The sequence below is a fragment of the Sabulicella flocculans genome (assembly GCF_045449635.1).
GTDB lineage: Bacteria > Pseudomonadota > Alphaproteobacteria > Acetobacterales > Acetobacteraceae > Roseococcus.
In genome coordinates this window covers 176,350-194,470 of the sequence record NZ_JBJJBR010000003.1, presented here as the reverse complement: position 1 = coordinate 194,470, position 18,121 = coordinate 176,350, and the positions used below count along the sequence as shown (strand labels likewise).

At 73.5% G+C, this 18,121-nt stretch carries 16 protein-coding genes; 3 read left to right on the top strand and 13 right to left on the bottom strand.

The genetic code is table 11. The features are described from left to right. Positions 1 to 50: 50 nt before the first annotated feature. The 7 genes from ACI6QG_RS05775 to ACI6QG_RS05745 form a co-directional block, all read right to left on the bottom strand. Positions 51 to 1,412 (bottom strand): TolC family protein, encoded by a 1,362-nt coding sequence (locus tag ACI6QG_RS05775; RefSeq protein ID WP_407023620.1) that lies wholly within the window; start codon positions 1,410 to 1,412, stop codon positions 51 to 53. A 266-nt stretch (positions 1,413 to 1,678) separates the two neighbouring features. Next, positions 1,679 to 4,837, bottom strand: a complete 3,159-nt coding sequence (locus tag ACI6QG_RS05770; RefSeq protein ID WP_407023619.1) for an efflux RND transporter permease subunit — start codon at positions 4,835 to 4,837, stop codon at positions 1,679 to 1,681. A 7-nt stretch (positions 4,838 to 4,844) separates the two neighbouring features. Further along, a complete protein-coding gene (locus ACI6QG_RS05765; protein WP_407023618.1) occupies positions 4,845 to 6,143 on the bottom strand; it encodes an efflux RND transporter periplasmic adaptor subunit in 1,299 nt (432 codons plus the stop codon). 183 nt (positions 6,144 to 6,326) lie between these two features. After that, positions 6,327 to 7,349, bottom strand: coding sequence for an amino acid ABC transporter substrate-binding protein (locus tag ACI6QG_RS05760; protein ID WP_407023617.1), 1,023 nt, complete (start codon positions 7,347 to 7,349; stop codon positions 6,327 to 6,329). Positions 7,350 to 7,944: 595 nt separating this feature from the next. Continuing rightward, positions 7,945 to 8,970, bottom strand: a complete 1,026-nt coding sequence (locus ACI6QG_RS05755) for an amino acid ABC transporter substrate-binding protein (protein WP_407023616.1) — start codon at positions 8,968 to 8,970, stop codon at positions 7,945 to 7,947. Between the two features lie 72 nt (positions 8,971 to 9,042). Beyond that, positions 9,043 to 9,546 (bottom strand): type 2 periplasmic-binding domain-containing protein, encoded by a 504-nt coding sequence (locus tag ACI6QG_RS05750; RefSeq protein ID WP_407023615.1) that lies wholly within the window; start codon positions 9,544 to 9,546, stop codon positions 9,043 to 9,045. 11 nt (positions 9,547 to 9,557) lie between these two features. Continuing rightward, a complete protein-coding gene (locus tag ACI6QG_RS05745) occupies positions 9,558 to 10,070 on the bottom strand; it encodes a transporter substrate-binding domain-containing protein (RefSeq protein ID WP_407023614.1) in 513 nt (170 codons plus the stop codon). 118 nt (positions 10,071 to 10,188) lie between these two features. On the opposite strand from ACI6QG_RS05745, the gene ACI6QG_RS05740 reads away from it, so the two are divergent. The 3 genes from ACI6QG_RS05740 to ACI6QG_RS05730 all read left to right on the top strand — a co-directional run bounded on the left by ACI6QG_RS05740 (position 10,189) and on the right by ACI6QG_RS05730 (position 12,932). Further along, positions 10,189 to 11,139, top strand: a complete 951-nt coding sequence (locus ACI6QG_RS05740) for an acetamidase/formamidase family protein (protein WP_407023613.1) — start codon at positions 10,189 to 10,191, stop codon at positions 11,137 to 11,139. 138 nt (positions 11,140 to 11,277) lie between these two features. Next, positions 11,278 to 12,078 carry an exodeoxyribonuclease III gene (locus ACI6QG_RS05735; RefSeq protein WP_407023612.1) on the top strand — a complete coding sequence of 267 codons (801 nt, stop codon included), beginning with the start codon at positions 11,278 to 11,280 and terminating at the stop codon, positions 12,076 to 12,078. Further along, entirely contained in the window at positions 12,075 to 12,932 is an 858-nt protein-coding gene (locus ACI6QG_RS05730; protein WP_407023611.1) for a PhzF family phenazine biosynthesis protein, read from the top strand. The genes ACI6QG_RS05735 and ACI6QG_RS05730 overlap by 4 nt, the downstream gene beginning before the upstream one ends. An 11-nt stretch (positions 12,933 to 12,943) precedes the next feature. Here the strand turns inward: ACI6QG_RS05730 and ACI6QG_RS05725 are convergent, their stop codons facing one another. The 6 genes from ACI6QG_RS05725 to ACI6QG_RS05700 all read right to left on the bottom strand — a co-directional run bounded on the left by ACI6QG_RS05725 (position 12,944) and on the right by ACI6QG_RS05700 (position 18,095). Beyond that, positions 12,944 to 13,276 (bottom strand): hypothetical protein, encoded by a 333-nt coding sequence (locus tag ACI6QG_RS05725; RefSeq protein ID WP_407023610.1) that lies wholly within the window; start codon positions 13,274 to 13,276, stop codon positions 12,944 to 12,946. 409 nt (positions 13,277 to 13,685) lie between these two features. After that, the gene (locus ACI6QG_RS05720; protein ID WP_407023609.1) at positions 13,686 to 14,624 is read right to left on the bottom strand and encodes a DUF3618 domain-containing protein; all 939 of its coding nucleotides are present in this window, start codon (positions 14,622 to 14,624) and stop codon (positions 13,686 to 13,688) included. Next, positions 14,621 to 15,016 carry a phage holin family protein gene (locus tag ACI6QG_RS05715; RefSeq protein ID WP_407023608.1) on the bottom strand — a complete coding sequence of 132 codons (396 nt, stop codon included), beginning with the start codon at positions 15,014 to 15,016 and terminating at the stop codon, positions 14,621 to 14,623. Before ACI6QG_RS05715 ends, ACI6QG_RS05720 begins: the two co-directional genes overlap by 4 nt. Continuing rightward, complete coding sequence (locus tag ACI6QG_RS05710; RefSeq protein WP_407023607.1) at positions 15,013 to 15,729, bottom strand: ATP synthase subunit B family protein; 717 nt, start codon at positions 15,727 to 15,729, stop codon at positions 15,013 to 15,015. Before ACI6QG_RS05710 ends, ACI6QG_RS05715 begins: the two co-directional genes overlap by 4 nt. A gap of 301 nt (positions 15,730 to 16,030) precedes the next feature. Beyond that, positions 16,031 to 17,326, bottom strand: a complete 1,296-nt coding sequence (gene rho / locus ACI6QG_RS05705; protein ID WP_407023606.1) for a transcription termination factor Rho — start codon at positions 17,324 to 17,326, stop codon at positions 16,031 to 16,033. A gap of 136 nt (positions 17,327 to 17,462) precedes the next feature. Beyond that, on the bottom strand, positions 17,463 to 18,095 hold the full coding sequence (locus tag ACI6QG_RS05700; RefSeq protein WP_407023605.1) for a histidine phosphatase family protein: 633 nt from the start codon (positions 18,093 to 18,095) through the stop codon (positions 17,463 to 17,465). Positions 18,096 to 18,121: the final 26 nt, after the last annotated feature.

The following is an 18,121-nucleotide window of genomic DNA, read 5'->3' as shown; positions in this document are numbered from 1 at the left end:
GACAAAGCCGCCGCGCTGAAGGGGGATGCGGGCGCCGCCCGCATCCCCCTTCAGCGCGGCATGAGGCCGCCGACGCCGGTGGCCGCTTCCAGCTGCGCCAATGCCAGCAGCACGCCGGCGCGGGCGTTGTTCGCCGCCACGCGGGTGGCGTTCAGCGTGCGCAGCGCGTCCAGCACCTCCAGCAAGGAGCGCCCGCCGGCCAGGTAGGCCTGCTCCGTCGAGCGATAGGCCAGCTCGGCGCGGTTCAGCGCGCCGCCTTCGCTGAACAGGCGCGACAGGGCGCGGGCCTGTTCCAGCGCGCTCCAGGCGGTGGCGAAGTCGGCGCGGGCCTGCAGCAGCGCGGCGCGGGCCAGTGCCTCGGCCTGGGCCTGCTGGCCCTGCGCCACGCCGATGTTCCCCTGCACGATCCGGTTGGTGAAGATCGGCACCGACAGGTTGAAGGTGAACTGGTTGTTGGCGTCCAGCTCCCGCGCGCCGGAGGGCAGGTTCTGCGACAGGCGGGTGCGGCCCCAGCCGGCATTGGCCGTCACGTCGCGCCATTGCGAGGCCTGGGCCAGCTCGGTGTTGGTGGTTGCCGCGGCGGCCTGGCGCTGGGCGGCGACCACGTCGGGGCGGTTCCGCACCGCGTCCAGCAGCTCGCCCCGGCTCACGCCGGGGTCGGCGCGCTGGGGCAGCGTGCCGCGCGGCTCGAGGGCCACGGCGGGCAGGCCGGGGCGTGGGGCCGGGAGGGCGGCGGCGTCGGCGGCAAGCGCCACGGCCAGCTGCGCGGCGGCGGCGGCGTAGTTCTGCGCCGCGGTGGTGACCTCGGCCTCGAAGGGCAGGCGGGCGGCCTGGAAGCGCAGCAGGTCGCCTTCCGGCAGGGCGCCGTCCTGCAGCTGGCGGCGCAGCAGCGCCTCCGTGCGGTCCAGGCTCTGGCGGTTGCTGGCGGCGACCTCGTAGTTGGCGCGGGCGGCCAGGGCGGCGATGAAGGCCTGGCGCAGCGCGAAGATCTGCTGCCGCAGCGTGTCCAGCACCTGCGCCTCGGCCACGCCGATGTTGCCTTCAGCGAGGCGGGTGCGCAGCGTGCGCTTGCCGCCGAGTTCCACCAGCACCGTCAGCCCGGCATTGATGTTGTTGGACGGCGACAGGCCGCGGATGTCGCGCGTGCCGGTGTTCGGGCCCTCGTTGTATTGCCCGAAGGTGTTGCCGACGCTGACGGAGGGTGGCGGCAAGGAGGAGGCGACGAGGCGCTGCGCGCGCGCCGCATCCACCCCGCGCTGCGCGGCGATGACGGCGAGGTTGCGCTCCACCAGCCGCGCCTCGGCCTCGGCCAGCGTCAGGCCGTTGGCGGGGGCCGGTGGCTGCGGCGCGCGCGTGCGCGGGCGCGGCGCGGGCTGCTCCGCGCGCGGCGCCGGCACGGCGAGCGGTGCCACGGGCGCAACCGGCGCGACCACGGCGGCCGGCGCCTGCGGCCGCGGCACGAAGACCGGCGCCGCCTGCCCCGGCACGGGAACGGCCACCGGCTGCGCGAATGCCGGTGAAGCAAGCATCACCCCCAGCAGCGCGACCCGCCACGGCGGCGCCGCGGCTCCGCCAGGGCAACGCATTGCGCCCCTGGAGGACGGGACCCCATCCTGGGGCCCCCGCGGCGCTTTTCCTTCAGGCGAAGCGCCGAAGGAGAAGTGGCGTGGGGATCTCATCATGCCGGCAGCCCCGCGCGCTCGCGCCGCGCCGCCAGCGCCTGCTCCTGCCGCAGCAGGTCGCGCGGGCGGCCCAGCCGGTCGATCAGCGCCGGGAAGATGACGAGGATGAACACCGGCACCAACCCGATGCCGCCCACCACCACCAGCGCCAGCGGCTTGGTGACGTCGGCGCCGATGCCGGTGGCCAGCGCCATCGGCAGCAGCCCGAAGAAGGAGGCGAAGCAGGTCATGAACACCGGCCGCAGCCGGTCCTGGCCCGACTGGTCCAGCGCCTGTCGCCAGGGCATCCCCTCGTGGCGCAGGTGGTTGAAGTGGGCCAGCAGGATGATGCCCTCCATCACGGTGATGCCGAACAGGGCCAGGAAGCCGATGGCCGCGGGCACGGAGAAGTTCAGCCCCGCCACCGCCAGCGCCAGGATGCCGCCCACCAGCGAGAGCGGGATCATCGCCATCACCAGCAGCATCTCGCGCACGTTGCCGAACTGCACGTAGAGCAGGATCATGATGATCGCGAGCGCGATGGGCACCACCACCAGCAGCCGGCCCACTGCCTCCTGCAGGTTGCGGAACTCGCCCACCCAGTCGAGGCGGTAGCCGGGCAGCAGCTCCAGCTCGCGCTCCACGATGGCCTGCGCCTCGCGCACCGCGCTGGCCGGGTCGCGGCCGCGCACGGAGAAGCGGATGGGCACGTAGCGCGTGCCGTCCTCGCGGTACACGTAGGCGGTGCCGGACACCAGGCGGATCTCCGCCACGTCGGCCAGCACGGCGCCGCGCGGGCCGCCCACGGGGATGCGGCCGATGGCGTCCAGGTCGTTGCGGAAGGGCTCGGCCAGGCGGACGGTGATGGGGAAGTTGCGGTCGCCGCCGCGCTCGTACAGGCGCCCGGCCTCGCGCCCGCCGATGGCGGCCTGCACCACGTCGTTGATGTCGGCCACCGGCAGGCCGAAGCGCGCCGCCCGCGCGCGGTCGATGGTGACGGAGACGGTGGGCTGGCCCAGCGTGGGGAACACCGCCACGTCCTCCAGCCCCCGCACCCGGCCCAGGATGCGGCGCACCTGCTCGGCCTTGTCGGTCAGCACGTCCAGCTCGCTGCCGAACACCTTGATGGCGTTGGCGCCCTTCACGCCCGACGCCGCCTCCTGCACGTTGTCCGAGATCATCTGCGCGTAGGAGAACTGCACGCCCAGGAAGCGCTCGTCCAGGCGGCGGTTGATGGCGGCCACCAGCCCGTCGCGGTTGCGCGCGGTGGTCCATTGCTCGGGCGGCTTGAGGGGGATGAAGAACTCGGCGTTGAAGAAGCCGGCGGGGTCGGTGCCGTCGTCGGGGCGGCCCTGCTGGCTGGTCACGGTCAGCGCCTCGGGGAACTCCATCAGCGTGGCGCGGATGGCCTGCACGGTGGCATGCCCCTCCTCCAGGCTGATGGTGCCGGGCATGGTGGCGCGGACGTAGAGGTTGCCTTCCTCCAGCGTCGGCAGGAACTCCGCCCCCATGTGCGAGAGCAGGTAGACCGAGCCGCCGGTGAGCACGATGGCCACCACCAGCGCCAGCTCCCGCGCGCGCATCGCCGCGGCGTAGAGCAGCGCGTGGGCGCGGCGCAGCACGCGCACCAGCAGCGTGTCGCGCTCCTCGCTGTCCTCGCGCAGCAGCACGGAGGACAGGGCGGGCACGATGGTGAAGGCGGCGACGAGGCTGCCGCCGATGGCGTAGGCGTAGGTCTTGGCCATCGGGCCGAAGATGCGCCCCTCGATGCCGCCCATGGTGAACAGCGGGATGAAGGCGACGATGACGATGGCCAGCGCGAAGGCGATGGGCTTGCCCACCTCGCCCCCCGCGCGGAGGATGGTGAGCGACAGCCCCGACAGGCCGGGCGCGTGCGCGCCGACGCTGTGCAGCGCCGGGTGGCGGCGGGCCAGCGCCAGGTGGCGGTAGATGTTCTCCACCATGATGATGGTGGCGTCCACCAGCAGCCCGAAGTCGAGCGAGCCGAGCGAGAGCAGGTTCGCGCTCTCGCCGCGCGCCAGCATCATCAGCACGGCGAAGAAGAAGGCGAAGGGGATGGTGGCCGCCACCACGATGGCGCCGCGCAGGTCGCCCAGGAACAGCCACTGGATGACCAGGATGAGCGCGACGCCGACGATGATGTTGTGCACCACCATCTTGGTGGTGACCTTCACCAGGTCCTCGCGGTCGTAGATGGGCACCAGCCGCACGCCTGGCGGCAGCACGCCGCCGGCGTTGATGCGCGCCACCTCGGCCTGCACGCCGTGGATGGTGGGCAGGGTCTGCTCGCCGCGGCGCATCAGCACGGTGGCCAGCAGCACGTCCTCGTCGCCCTCGTGCCCGGCGATGCCCAGGCGCGGCAGGGCGCCGACCTCCACGGCGGCGATGTCGCCCAGCAGCACGGGGGCGCCGCCCTGGCTGCCCAGCACCACGCCGCGCAAATCCTCCATGGAGCGGATCAGGCCCACACCCTGCACCACCGCCGCCTGCGGCCCGATGCGGATGGTGCCCGCGCCGACGGTGACATTGCCCGCGCGCACCGCGCCGATCACCTCGGGCAGGGAGAGCCCGTGCGCGTTCATCCGCGCGAGGTCGATGACGACGTTGTAGGACTTGGAGCGGCCGCCGAAGGAGGTGACGTCCACCACGCCGGGCACGCGCTTGAAGCGGCGCTCCAGCACCCATTCCTGCAGGGTCTTGAGGTCGTCCACCGAGAAGCCCGGCGGGCCGACGATGCGGTAGCGCATGATCTCGCCGATCGGGCTGAGCGGCGAGATGGTGGGGTTGGCCCCTTCCGGCAGGTCGCGCAGCACGGCGAGGCGGTTGAGCACCTGCTGCAGCGCCTGCTCGTAGGTGTAGGCGAAGGTGAATTGCACCCGCACGTCGGACAGGCCGAAGAGCGAGGTGGAGCGCACCGAGTTGAGGTTGGGCAGCCCAGCCATGGCGAGTTCGACCGGGATGGTGACGTAGCGCTCGATCTCCTCCGCGCTCTGCCCCGGGTTCTGGGTGATGATGACCACCTGCGGCGGCACGGGGTCCGGGTAGGCCTCGATGTTCAGCTTCGCGAAGCCGAAGGCGCCGGCCGCCACGAACACGACGAACAACAGGATGACCAGCGCCCGCTGCTGGAGCGAGAAGGCGACGACCTGGCGCATGGAATGCTCAGTCGATGCGCGCGGCGCGGTCGATGAACAGGGCGCCGCCGGTCACCACGCGGTCGCCGGGCGCCAGCCCGTCCAGCACCTCCAGCTGATCGCCGTCGCGCATGCCCAGCCTCAGCTGGCGCTGGGCGAAGCGCCCCTCGCCGGTGGCGACCCAGGCGAAGGCGTCGGCGCCGCGGAAGATGACGGCGCCGGCCGGCACCGCCGGGCGCTGCTGCGCCTCGCCCACCGCGATGCGGAAGGTGGCGAACATCTCCGGCCGCAGCGCGCGGTCGGGGTCGGGGATCTCGGCGATGGCGGTCAGGCGGCGGGTCGCGGGGTCCAGCCCGGCGTTCACGCGCACGATGCGCGCCTCAAACACGCGGCCCGGCAGCGCGCCCACCGTCACCTCCACCCGCAGGCCGGGGCGGATCACCGGCGCGTCGAGCTCGCGCACCGCGGCGACCATCCAGGCGGTCGAGAGGTCGGCGATGGTGAAGACCGGGTCGCCCTGGCCGGCGGTCAGCCACTGGCCGGGCCCGACGCGGCGCTGGGTGATGGTGCCGGCCAGCGGCGCGGTGACGGTGATGACGCCCGAAACCTGCCGGGTGCGCTCGATCTCCGCCACCTGCGCCGGGCTGCGGCCCAGCACGCGCAGCTTGTCGCGCGCGGATTCCAGCTGCGCCTCGGCGGAGGAGCGGTCGGCCTGGGCGGCCAGCAGGGCGGCGGTCGCCTGCTCCAGGTCGCGCTGGGAGGCGGCGCGGGCGGCCAGCAGGGATTGCTGGCGCGCCTGCTCGCGCCGCGCCTGGTCCAGCGCCACGCGCATCTTCTGCACGTTGTCCAGGGCGGAGAGCAGGTCGTTGGCGGCGCCCGTCACGTCGGGCGTCTCGATCTCGTAGAGCGGCGCGCCCTGGGCCACGTCCTCGCCCACGCGGGCGAAGGCGCGCGTCACCCGGCCGGTGTAGGGCGGGAGCATGGGGGTCGAGCGGTCGTCGTTGACGGCGATGCGGCCCTCGGCCACGCGCTCCGGCCGGAAGGCGCGGAGGACGACCGGCTCGATGCGCAAGGCGCGCATCTCCGCCTCGTTCAGGCGGAACTCGCCGGGCGGCAGGGCGGGGGCGGCGGCCGTGGTGGGGGCCTGGGCGGGCTCGCGCCCCTCCAGCACGTACCAGCCGGCGCCGCCGAGGATGGCCAGGCCCAGCAGCCAGGGCCACAGCGGGCGCGGGCGCGCCGGCGCCTCCGCCACGGACGGCGCGGCGGGGGGCTCGCTGAAACCCGGGCGGGGGTCCGCCTTGGGCGCGTCTGGGTGGATCACGTTCATCGCCGTTCGAGCAGTCCTTGGACAAGGTTCGCCGTTCGACGAATGGCCCGGAGGGCGGCCGTCTCGACCCAGCCCCCGGAGCCTATTCTCGGCCTTGTTGCCGGGAAGCTGCACGAATCCTGAAAATTGCGATAGTCCGGAAATGCCCTGAACCGTTCAGCGCCGGTTCAGGCAAGCGGGAGGCTAGCGCATGGGGAGGGCGTACATCAGGCCCCCCTGGGTCCAGAGGTTGTTCGGACCGCGCGGCAGGCCGACCGGAGTTTGCTCCCCCATGGTCCGCTCGTAAAGCTCCCCGTAGTTGCCGATGGCGCGCAGGGCGTTGACCACCCAGGCCGGGTCGAGCTTCAGCGCCTGGCCCAGTTCCGGCGTCGCGCCCAGCAGGCGGCGGGTGTTGGGGTTGGTGGCGGTGCGGCGCTGCTCCTCCACGTTGGCGCGGGTGATGCCCTGCTCCTCGGCCTCGATCAGCGCGTAGGTGTACCACCGCACCAGTTCGAACCAGTCCTCGTCGCCGCGGCGGACATAGGCGCCGTAGGGCTCCTTGCTCAGCCGCTCGGGCAGCACCATCCAGTCGCGCGGGTTGGGCAACTGGGAGCGCAGCCCGGCGAGCTGCGAGGCGTCGGAGCCCCAGGCGTCGCAGCGCCCGGCCTGCAGGGCGGCCAGCACCTGGTCGGCGCGCTCGAACACCACGGGGCGGAACTGCACGTTGATCGAGCGGAAGTACTCGGCGGTCACCTGCTCGTTGGTGGTGCCTTGCAGCAGGCAGATGGTGGCGCCGCCCATGTCGCGCACGCGCTGGAGGTTGGCGTCGCGCCGCACCAGAAAGCCGTGGCCGTCGTAGAAGTAGGTGACGGCGTGGCGGATGCCCAGCGTGGTGTCGCGCAGCATGGTCTGGGTGGAGGTGCGGAACAGCACGTCCACCTCGCCCGAGCCCAGGGCGGTGAAGCGCGTGCTGCTGGACAGCGGCACGAAGCGCACCCGCGCGGGGTCGTTGAAGATGGCCGCCGCGAGGCCGCGGCACAGGTCCACGTCCATGCCCTGCCAGGTGCCGCGGCTGTCCGGCAGCGCGAAGCCGGCGATGCCGGTGTGGATGCCGCAGGCCAGTTGGCCGCGGGCGCGGATGGCGTCCAGCGTCGGCCCCGCCTGGGCGGCGCCGGCCCAGCCCAGCAGCGCCATGGCGGCGCCGAGCAGCGTGCGTCGGAGGTTCATCGGTGGTGGTGCCTTCCCTGTGTTGGCAGGGAGGCTGGCGCGCGGCGGACCGGGCGGTCAACGCGGAAACGGCGCGCCGGCGCGGCGCCCGGCCGCGCGTTGCCCAGCGGACAGGCAGGGCGAGAAAAGATGGCGCATGCGAGCGGCAGAGACGCGACGCCGCAGGCGAGCGCCGGCCAGCCAGCACCGCACGCCCAAGACCAGCGCTGCCCCCGACGCCCGAGGCGCAAAGCCGCAGGCGAGCGCCGGCCAGCCAGCGCCACCCGCACAGGACCAGCGCTGCCCCCGACGCCCGAGGCGCAAAGCCGCAGGCGAGCGCCGGCCAGCCAGCACCGCACGCCCAAGACCAGCGCTGCCCCCGACGCCAGAGGCGCAAAGCCGCAGGCGAGCGCCGGCCAGCCAGCGCCACCCACCCAAGACCAGCGCCGCGCACGAAGGATGCGCGCGCACAGCGCGCGCCGGCCCCCTTCAGGGGGCCGAAGCCAAGCCGCCCGGAGGGCGGCGCCCGGCGTAGCCGTCCGGCCCGCAGGGCCGGGCGGCGGTGAGGGCCCCAGCAACACCAGCCTTGCCGCTGCGCTGAGGCCCCTCCGGGGCCTCAGCGCAGCGGCAAGGCGTACATCAGGCCGCCATCGGTCCACAGGCGGTTGCGGCCGCGGGGCACCGCGACCGGGCTCTCGGGGCCGAAGTGGCGGTTGTACAGCTCGCCGTAGTTGCCGATGGCCTTGACCACGTTCACCAGCCACAGCGGGTCCAGCTTGATGGCCTGGCCCAGCTCGGGCGTCACGCCCAGCAGGCGGCGGGTGTTGGGCGTGGTGGTGGTGCGGCGCTGCTCGTCCACGTTGGCCGCCGTGATGCCCTGCTCCTCCGCCTCGATGATGGCGTAGGTGTACCAGCGCACCAGCTCGTACCAGTCCTCGTCGCCGCGGCGGACATAGGCGCCGTAGGGCTCCTTGCTGAAGGTCTCGTCCAGGATGACCCAGTCGCGCGGGTTGGGCAGGGCGGCGCGCATGCCCGCCACCAGCGAGACGTCGCTGCCGAAGGCGTCGCAGCGGCCGGATTGCAGGGCGGCGGCGATCTGCTCGTTGCGCTCGAACACCACCGGCTGGAAGCGCACGTTGACCGAGCGGAAGTAGTCCGCGGTCACCTGCTCGTTGGTGGTGCCCTGCAGCAGGCAGATGGAGGCGCCGGCCATGTCGCGCGCCCGCGTGATGCCGGCGTCGCGCCGCACCATGAAGCCGTGGCCGTCGTAGAAATAGGTGACGGCGTGGCGCACCCCCAGCGTGGTGTCGCGCAGCATGGTCTGGGTGGAGGTGCGGAACAGCACGTCGATCTCGCCCGAGCCCAGCGCGGTGAAGCGCTGCGAGGCCGAGAGCGGCACCAGCCGCAGCTTGGAGGCATCGTTGAAGATGGCCACCGCCAGGCCGCGGCACAGGTCCACGTCCATGCCCTGCCAGGTGCCGCGGCTGTCCGGCAGCGCGAAGCCGGCGGTGCCGACATGGATGCCGCAGACGAGCTGCCCGCGCGCGCGGATGCCATCCAGGATGGGGCCCGCCTGGGCTGCGGAAACCAGGCCGGCCGCGCAGGCCATGGCCAGCGCGGCGCGCTTCAACGTGTGGAACATCGCTTTGACTGCCTCAGCCTTGCTTCTGGGCAGCGATGCTGTCGCGCCCGCCGGGGGCGCGTCAACCGCCATTCACCGGAAGGGCGGCGCGTAGAGCAGGCCCCCGTTGGTCCAGAGGTTGTTCTGCGCCCGCGGCATGGCGATGGGCGTGTTCGGCCCGAAATGGCGGTCGTACAGCTCGCCGTAGTTGCCGATGGCCCGCACGGCGTTCAGCGCCCAGGCGGGGTCCAGGCGCAGCGCCTGCCCGACCTCGGGCACCGCGCCTAGCAGGCGGCGGGTGTTGGCGTCCTGGCGGGTGCGGCGCTGCTCCTCGGCATTGGCCATGGTGATGCCGCTCTCCTCGGCCTGCACCAGGGCGTGGATGTACCAACGCACGATGTCGTGCCAGTTCTCGTCGCCGCGGCGGATCACCGGGGTGTAGGGCTCCTTGGAGAAGCGCTCCTCCAGGATCACCCAGTCATTGGGGTTGGGCAGGGCGGAGCGGGTGGAGGCGAGGCCGGAGGCGTCGAAGCCCGTGGCGTCGCAGCGGCCCGAGGCGAGGCCCTGCACCACCTGCTCCTGCTCGGCGAACAGCACCGGGCGGAAGGTCAGGCCTGGGAGCGGAAGTACTCGGCGGTGATCTGCTCGTTGGTGGTGCCCTGCTGCAGGCAGATGGTGGCGCCGGCCAGGTCGCGCACGCGGGTGGCGTTGGCCGAGCGCCGCGCCATGAAGCCGTGCCCGTCGTAGAAGTAGTAGGCGGTGAAGCGCAGCCCCAGCGTGGTGTCGCGCAGCACGGTGTGGGTGGAGGTGAGCATCAGCACGTCCACCTCGCCCGCCCCCAGCGCGGTGAAGCGGGTGGCGAAGGTCAGCGGCACGAAGCGCACGCGGTCTGGGCTGCCGAAGATGGCGGCGGCCAGGCCGCGGCACAGGTCGGCCACCATGCCCTGGTAGCGGCCCTGGGCGTCCAGCACGGTGAAGCCCGGCGCCGAGGCGTTGACGCCGCAGGCCAGCTGCCCGCGCGCGCGCACCGCGTCCAGCGTCGCCTGCGCCTGGGCGCCGCCCAGGGGCGCGGAGCTGAGGCCGGCGGCCATGGCGGCGGCCAGCAGGAGCTTCTTCATCATCATCGGCATCCCAGTTGCTGCGGCGCGATGAGGCACGCCCGGCGGGCCGCCGGTCAAGCGCCGTCTTGACGCCGCGCCCGCCCTGCCCTTCCTGGCGGGCGCACCGGAGAAAGACGCGATGCCCCGCACCCACCGCCTGGACGCCACGCCCGAGACCATCCGCTTCGGCACCTTCGACGCCGCCTACGCCCCGCTGCTGGAGGTGGAGAGCGGCGACCTGGTGGTGATGCAATGCGTCTCCGGCGGGCCGGAGGCCATGCCGCCCGCCGGCTCGCCGCTGGCGGTGCCGCCGGCGCTGGCCGCCATCCACGCCGCGCAGCCGCCCCGCCTGGGCCCGCACATCCTCACCGGCCCGGTGGCGGTGAAGGGCGCCGAGCCGGGCGACGTGCTGCGGGTGGACATCGAGCGCATCGAGCTGGGCGCCGACTGGGGCTTCTGCGGCTTCCGCCCGCTGGCCGGCACCCTGCCGGAGGACTTCCCCTTCCGCCGCATGCTGCACATCCCGGTGGACCGCGCGGCGCGCAGCTGCACCGTGCCGGTGGGCGGCGGCGTCACCCTGCCGCTCTCGCCCTTCTTCGGCGTCATGGGCGTGGCGCCGCCGGCGGAATGGGGCACCATCTCCACCAAGGAGCCGCGCGCGCATGGCGGCAACCTGGACAACAAGGAGATCGGCGAGGGCGCGACCCTGTTCCTGCCGGTGCACCGGCCCGGCGCCCTGTTCAGCGCCGGCGACGGCCACGGCGTGCAGGGCGACGGCGAGGTGTGCATCAACGCGCTGGAGATGTGCCTGACCGGCCATTTCCGCCTGAGCGTCGAGAAGGGCGCGCCGCTCGCCTATCCGCGCGCCGAGACGCCGACCCACTTCATCTCCATGGGCATGCACGAGGACCTGGACGAGGCGATGAGGAAGGCCCTGCGGGAGATGATCTCCTTCATCGCGTCGCGCAGCAACCTCTCGCCGGCCGATGCCTACCAGCTCTGCTCGCTGGCGGTGGACTTCCACGTGACGCAGACGGTGAACGGCGAGAAGGGCGTGCACGGGATGCTGCGCAAGGGCCTGCTGTTTTGAGCATCCCCACGGAACCGCTCCGCAGTTCCGCGGGGGCCCCGTCATGGCGCCTGGTTTCCCAGGCGTGCGCCGCGTTGCCGCGGCAAAGCCGTGGCGCCGCCCGCCCGTGCGCCACTCCGGCAGCGGGACGCTGACGCCATGCGCATCGTCACCTGGAACATCAACAGCATCCGCCTGCGCCTGCCGCTGCTGCGCGCGCTGGACGAGGCGCTGCGCCCCGACGTGCTGTGCCTGCAGGAAACCAAGTGCCCGGACGAGCTGATTCCCCATGACGGCCTGCGGGAACTGGGCTGGGGCCACGTCGCGGTGCGCGGGATGAAGGGCTACAACGGCGTGGCCATCCTTTCGCGCGTCCCCTTCGCGGTGCGCGACCAGGACCCCGACTGGTGCGAGAAGGGCGATTGCCGCCACCTGGGCGTGACGCTCGACGCGCCGGGCGGCCCGCTGGAGCTGCACGACTTCTACGTGCCCGCCGGCGGCGACGTGCCCGACCCCGCGGCCAACCCGAAATTCGCCCACAAGCTGCGCTTCCTGCGCGAGGTGACGGCATGGGGCGCCAGCCGCGCCGGCGCCCCGCGGCGCGTGCTGGTGGGCGACCTGAACATCGCCCCGGGCGAGCACGACGTCTGGAGCCACCGCCAGCTGCTGGACGTGGTGAGCCACACCCCGGGGGAGGTGGCGGCGATGGCGGGCTGGATGGCGCAGGGCGCCTGGGTGGACGCGGTGCGCCACTTCGTGCCGGAGGAGCAGAAGCTGTACTCCTGGTGGAGCTACCGCGCGAAGGACTGGGCCGCCGCCGACCGCGGCCGCCGCCTGGACCACGTCTGGGTCAGCCCGGACCTGCGCGGCGCGCTGCGGCGCCAGCACACGCTGAAGGAGGCGCGCGGCTGGACCCAGGCCAGCGACCACGTGCCCGTGCTGGTGGAGCTGGACGCGTGAGGCGCTTCCGCTTCCTGACGCTGGACGTGTTCACCGGCCAGCGCTTCGGCGGCAACCCGCTGGCCGTCTTCCCCGAGGCGGAGGGCCTCGCCGACGCCGAGATGCAGGCCCTGGCCGCCGAGCTGAACCTCAGCGAGACCACCTTCGTGCTGCCGCCGGCCGACCCGGCCAACGACGCGCGCGTGCGCATCTTCAACCGCACGGCGGAGATGCCCTTCGCCGGCCACCCGAATGTCGGCACCGCCTGGGCGCTGCGCCACCGCGCCCGCGGCGGCGTGCTGCGCTTCGAGGAGCTGGCCGGGCTGGTGACGGTGCGGCTGGAGGACGCGGCGGCGACGGTGGAGGCGCCGCAGCCGCTGGCCCTGGGGCCGGAGATGCCCGCCGAACTGCTGGCGCCTTGCCTGGGCGTAGCGCCGCTGGGCAAGCCGGTGCTCGCCTCCTGCGGCAATTCCTTCGTGCTGGCGGAGGTGGCGGCGGAGGACCTGCCGCGCGCCGCGCCCGACCTGGCCGCCTTCCGCGCCGCCGCCGCGGCCTGGCCGCACGCGGCCCAGGGCGGGGCGGCGCCGCGGCTGCCGGTCCACCTGTGGGCGCGCAGCGGCGCGGCCGCCATCCGCGCGCGCATGTTCTCCCCGCTCTCGGGCACGCTGGAGGACGCGGCGACCGGCAGCGCCGCCACGCCGCTGGCCGCGCTGCTGCACGCGCGCGGCGAGGGCAGCGCCTTCGCCATCACCCAGGGGGTGGAGATGCGCCGCCCCTCCCTGCTGCACGCCCGCGCCTGGGACGCCGCGGACGGGGTGCGCGCCAGCGTGGGCGGCGGCTGCGTGCCGGTGCTGGAGGGCTGGGCGGCGCTGTAGCCGCCGCGCGCCTACTCGGCGCGCAGCCCGTTGTCGGTGGCGATGATGCGCGAGGTGGTGCAGATGTTGATCTGCCGAAGCTCCATGGCGCGGCCGTTGTCCAGCACCACGCGGAAGTCGTAGTTGCCGGTGTAGGCGGCCCGGAAGCGACGCGCCTGACCGGAGGGCAGCACGTCGCGCCCCAGCTCGTCGCGCGTCCAGTTGGGGTTGGAGGAGCTGTCGAAGTAGATTTCGTTCACCGTGCGGCTGGTGCGGTTCAGGAAGTCGAACCGGGTGTCGCACTGGGCCTGGGCGGCACCGGCGATGGCCAGCAGGGGCAGGGCAAGCAGGAGACGGCGGGTCATGGCACTTTCCTCGGCGCGGCGTCGCGCCCGCGGAGTCTAAACCCTACGTTGCAAGACAAGGCAAGGTTGCCCCTGTCAAGTCGGAGAGGGCCACCTCCCCCCAACGGATGACAGCCCGAAGCCGAAGGCCCGCGCCAGGTCAGCCCGGTGCCCACGACCCGGGCAACTGGCGGCCGCGTGCGGGCGTGGCCTTTGCGCGATATCGGGACTGCCACTTGCGAAGCCAGGCATGTCTTCGTGGTCCAGGCGCGAGAAGCCTGCTGCCCTTCAGCGGGCGGCAGGTGCCTTCGCGCCTCGCAGCAGGGAGGGATTCGCCGCCTGCGGGCGTCACGCCGGGGGCGGTTCCCGGGGCGCGGCGGGGCGCCCCGGGGGTGTGGTGACCGGCGGGCCGGGCGCCGCCGGGGCGGGTTCAGCCCTGCAGGCCGCGCTTCGCCTCCTCGGCGGCGGAGCGCACCGTGTCCTGCACCGCCCCGCCCACCTGGGAGGCGGCGTCGGACAGGATGCGCGGCGCCTCGGCCAGCCCCTCGCGGTCCAGGCGCTCCATCGTGCCCTCGTAGGTCTCCACGATGGTGTCGCGGGCCTCGGCCAGCTTGTCCTCGGCCACGGCGCGCACCGTGTCCATGGACTCGCGGGCGGCGGCGAAGGCGGCCTCGCGCTGCTCGCCCAGCAGGCGGTCCTCCACCTCCGTGCGCGGCAGCAGGGCGCCGATGCCCGCGCCGATGGCCAGGCCCAGCGCGCCGTACAGGAAGGGCTCGGCGGCGCGGAACTGGTCGCCGGCGCGGCCGGCGGCGATGCCGGCCTGGTCGGCCAGCGCCGCCACCTGGGCCTTGCCGCCCTCCAGCACCCCCTGCGCCGCCTCGCCCGCGCGGGAAGCGAGGTCGGAGGCGGTGGAGGCGACGGAGGAGGCCGCGCCCGTCACCGCGTCGCGCGCGTCGTGCAGCGTGCGCGAGGCGAAGCCGGCGGAGGAGGCGGGCTGCGCCGGCGCCTCGACCCGCGTGCGCGAGTAGGAGCCGTCGGGGTAGCGCACCTCGCGCCAGCGCTGCTCGCGCCGCGGCGGGGCGGCGTCGGAGCGGCCGCCGGAGAACAGCAGCCAGGCCAGCCCGGCACCGATCAGCGCCACCGGCAGCGGGTTGTCGCGGATGGCGACGCCCAGGTTGCGGGCGAACTCGGTGCCGCCCGAGCCCTTCACCCACTCCACCGCCTCGCCGACCACCTCGTCCACCATCTGGGAGGGCTTCAGCTTGGCGCGCAGCTCATCGAGCGTGGAGGAGACGTTGCTGCGGGTCTGCTCCACCTCGCGCTCGATCTCCGCGGGGGACTTGTCGCCGGGGTCGGTGATGCCGCTCATCGGACCTGCTCCTTGACGACCTCGGCATCGCGCGAGAGCTGCGCGGCCGTGCGGTCGGGGGTGATGGAAAAGCTCTTGAGGGTGGCGAGGCCGCCGCGCGCCACCAGCCAGCCGACCAGGGCGACGACGACCGCCACGATCAGCGCCGACACGGTGGCCGACAGCCCCGCATACTCGACCAGCGCGGCGATGGCCGCCTGCACCAGCGCGATCAGCGCGCCGATGAACAGCACCATCCCCGCGCCGAGGGAGATGACGGCGCCGCTGACCTGGCCGGCCTTCTCGCCCAGCTCGGCCCGCGCCAGCTGCACCTCCTTGCGGACCAGGGTCGTGGTCTGGTCCACCAGGTCGCCGAGCAGGTCGGCGACCCCGCGCTCGCCGCCCTGGCTCACAGCGGCGTGCCCGTGTGCTGGTTGGGCACCGTGCCGCTGCGCGTGCCCATGCCGCCATGGCTCATGTCCGCCGGCTGCACCGGCTGGGCCATGGTGTTGGCGGGCGGGTGGCCGCCATAGGCCGCGGCCCCGCCCAGCGAGGCGGCGGCCATGGTGGCCGGCTGGCGCGGCGCCGGGCCGGCGTAGCTGCCGGTGCCGGCGCGGACGTGGCGCATGGCGCGCGGCGCCGGGCCGGCCTTGAGGAAGCGCGCCAGGGCGAAGCCGGCGATGGCGCTGACCGCGAAGAAGGCGGTGGGGTTGCGGCGGGCGAAGTCGCCCACGTCGGCCACCAGCTCGCCCAGCGGGCGCTCGCGCAGGGCGTGCGCCAGGCCGTCCGCGGCCTCGGCGGCGCGGTGGACGTGGCGGCCGATCTCCGGCGCGCCCTGGTCCAGGTCCTCGCCGATGTGGTGGATGGCGCGGGCCAGGGCGGACACGGTCGCCGCGCCCTTCTCCTTGCCCTGCTCGGCCACGTCCTCGGCGCGGGCGCGGGCGGTGGCCAGCAGGTCCTCGCCCTCGGCCTTCGCCTCGCCGGCCAGCGCGAGGGCCTTGTCCTTGGCCTCCTCCAGCTTGGCGGCCCCTTCGGCCTTGGCGCGGCCGGCGAGGTCGCGCGCGTCTTCCATCACGTTGTTGATCGTGGCGCGCGGCTGGTCCGCGCCCACCGGTCGGTCGCTCATGGCTGTCCCCTTCGGCACCTTGGATGGCGTGCGGGGACAACACGCGCCGGCGGGTTTGGTTGACTCGGATGGGAAGGAGCGGCGCAACGTCCGCGCGAGGCCGACGCCGCAGGCAAGGCCGGCCGGCCAGCGTCACCCCCCAAGTCCGGCCCGACGACGGAGGATGCGGCCGCAGCGCGGCCGCCGGCCCCCTTCAGGGGGCCGAAGCCAAGGCGGGCGGATGCCCGCCGCCCGGCGTAGCCGCTGCCCTAGGCAGCGGCGGTGAGGGCACCAAGAAGCCTCTTCGACGCGGCGAACACCGTCAGGTGTTCATCGCGTCGAAGAAATCCTGGTTGGTCTTGGAGTACTTCAGCTTGTCCAGCAGGAACTCCATGGCGTCCTGCGTGCCCATCGGGTTCAGGATGCGCCGCAGCACCCACATCTTGGACAGCGTGCCGCGGTCCACCAGCAGCTCCTCCTTGCGGGTGCCGGACTTCAGGATGTCGATGGCCGGGAAGGTGCGCTTGTCGGACAGCTTGCGGTCCAGCACGATCTCCGAGTTGCCGGTGCCCTTGAACTCCTCGAAGATCACCTCGTCCATGCGCGAGCCGGTGTCGATCAGCGCGGTGGCGATGATGGTGAGGCTGCCGCCCTCCTCGATGTTGCGCGCCGCGCCGAAGAAGCGCTTGGGCCGTTGCAGGGCGTTGGCGTCCACGCCGCCCGTCAGCACCTTGCCGGAGGACGGCACGACGGAGTTGTAGGCGCGGCCCAGGCGGGTGATGGAATCCAGCAGGATCACCACGTCGCGCTTGTGCTCGACCAGGCGCTTGGCCTTCTCCAGCACCATCTCCGTCACCTGCACGTGGCGCGTCGCCGGCTCGTCGAAGGTGGAGGCCACCACCTCGCCGCGCACGGTGCGGGCCATGTCGGTCACCTCCTCCGGGCGCTCGTCGATCAGCAGCACCATTAGAAAGACGTCGGGGTTGTTGGCGGTGATGGACTTGGCGATGGATTGCAGCATCACCGTCTTGCCGGTGCGCGGCGGCGCCACGATCAGGGCGCGCTGCCCCATGCCGATGGGCGAGATGAGGTCGATGACGCGGTGCGTCATGTCCTTCATCGGGCCCTTGTCCTTGGCGCCGGCGGCGCGCACCGGGGCGTCGCCGTCCGGCACCTCCATCACCAGCCGCCGGTTGGGATAGAGCGGGGTGAGGTTGTCGAAGTTGATGCGGTGGCGCAGCGCCTCGGGCTGGTCGAAGTTGACCGCCGTGACCTTGAGCATGGCGAAGTAGCGCTCGCCGTCCTTGGGCGCGCGGATCTGGCCTTCCACCGTGTCGCCGGTGCGCAGGCCGAAGCGGCGCACCTGGGCGGGGGAGACGTAGATGTCGTCCGGCCCCGGCAGGAAGTTCGCCTGGGGCGAGCGGAGGTAGCCGAAGCCGTCGGACAGGATTTCCAGCGTGCCGTCGCCGTAGATGGCCTGGTCGTTGTCGGCCAGCGTCTTGAGGACGGCGAACATGATGTCCTGCTTGCGCAGCACGGAGGCGTTCTCGACGCCCAGCTCCTCCGCGAAGGCGAGGAGGTCGGGCGGCGACTTGGCCTTGAGTTCGGAAAGGTGCATCGGGTGATCCAGCGTGGGATGCGGGGGCGGCGCGCACGGCAGGCCCCGCGGGGTGCTGACGTGGCGGCGACTTGGAGGGAGGGACCGGCGCGCGGGGCGCCGGCCCCGCCGAAGCTAGGGAGGCCGCCGCGCCGCGTCAACCGGGGGGCGGGGTCCAGGGCTCCTCGTTCACCGCGGCCACCCGCCAGTCCGGCCCGTGGCGTTCCAGCCGCGTCAGGCCCAGGTTGCGGATGGAGAAGGAGAGCGCCTGCTGCGCCGACAGGCTCAGCGCATGCGCCAGCGCCCCGCGGATGGAGCCGCCATGGGCGATGACGACCACGTCCTGCCCGCGGCAGGTCTGGCTCAGCGCCTCCATCACCCGGCCGACCCGCGCGCGCACGTCGTCCAGGGATTCGCCGCCGGGCGGGCGCTCCTCCGCCCCATGCGGCCAGAAGGGGTGGGCGGGGGCGCGCAGCCGCTCCACCAGCGCCTCATGCGCGATGCCCTGCCACTCGCCCAGGTGCTGCTCGGCCAGGTCGGGCTCCTCCGCCAGCTCCTGCGCGGGGTGGCCGGCGGCGAAGATGGCGGCCGCCGTGGCGCGGGTGCGGCTCAGCGGGGTGACGAACCAGCGGGCGGGGGTGGGCAGGCGCGCGGCCAGCCAACGGTGCAGCGCCGCCTCCTCCCGCAGCGCCAGGTCGCACAGCGCGACATCCATGGCGCCGTAGAGGATGGCGCGGGCCGAGGGCTCCACCAGGGCGTGGCGGACCAGGAAGAAGCGGGTGACGTCCATGCGCCCCCCTGTAGCGGCGCGCGGGG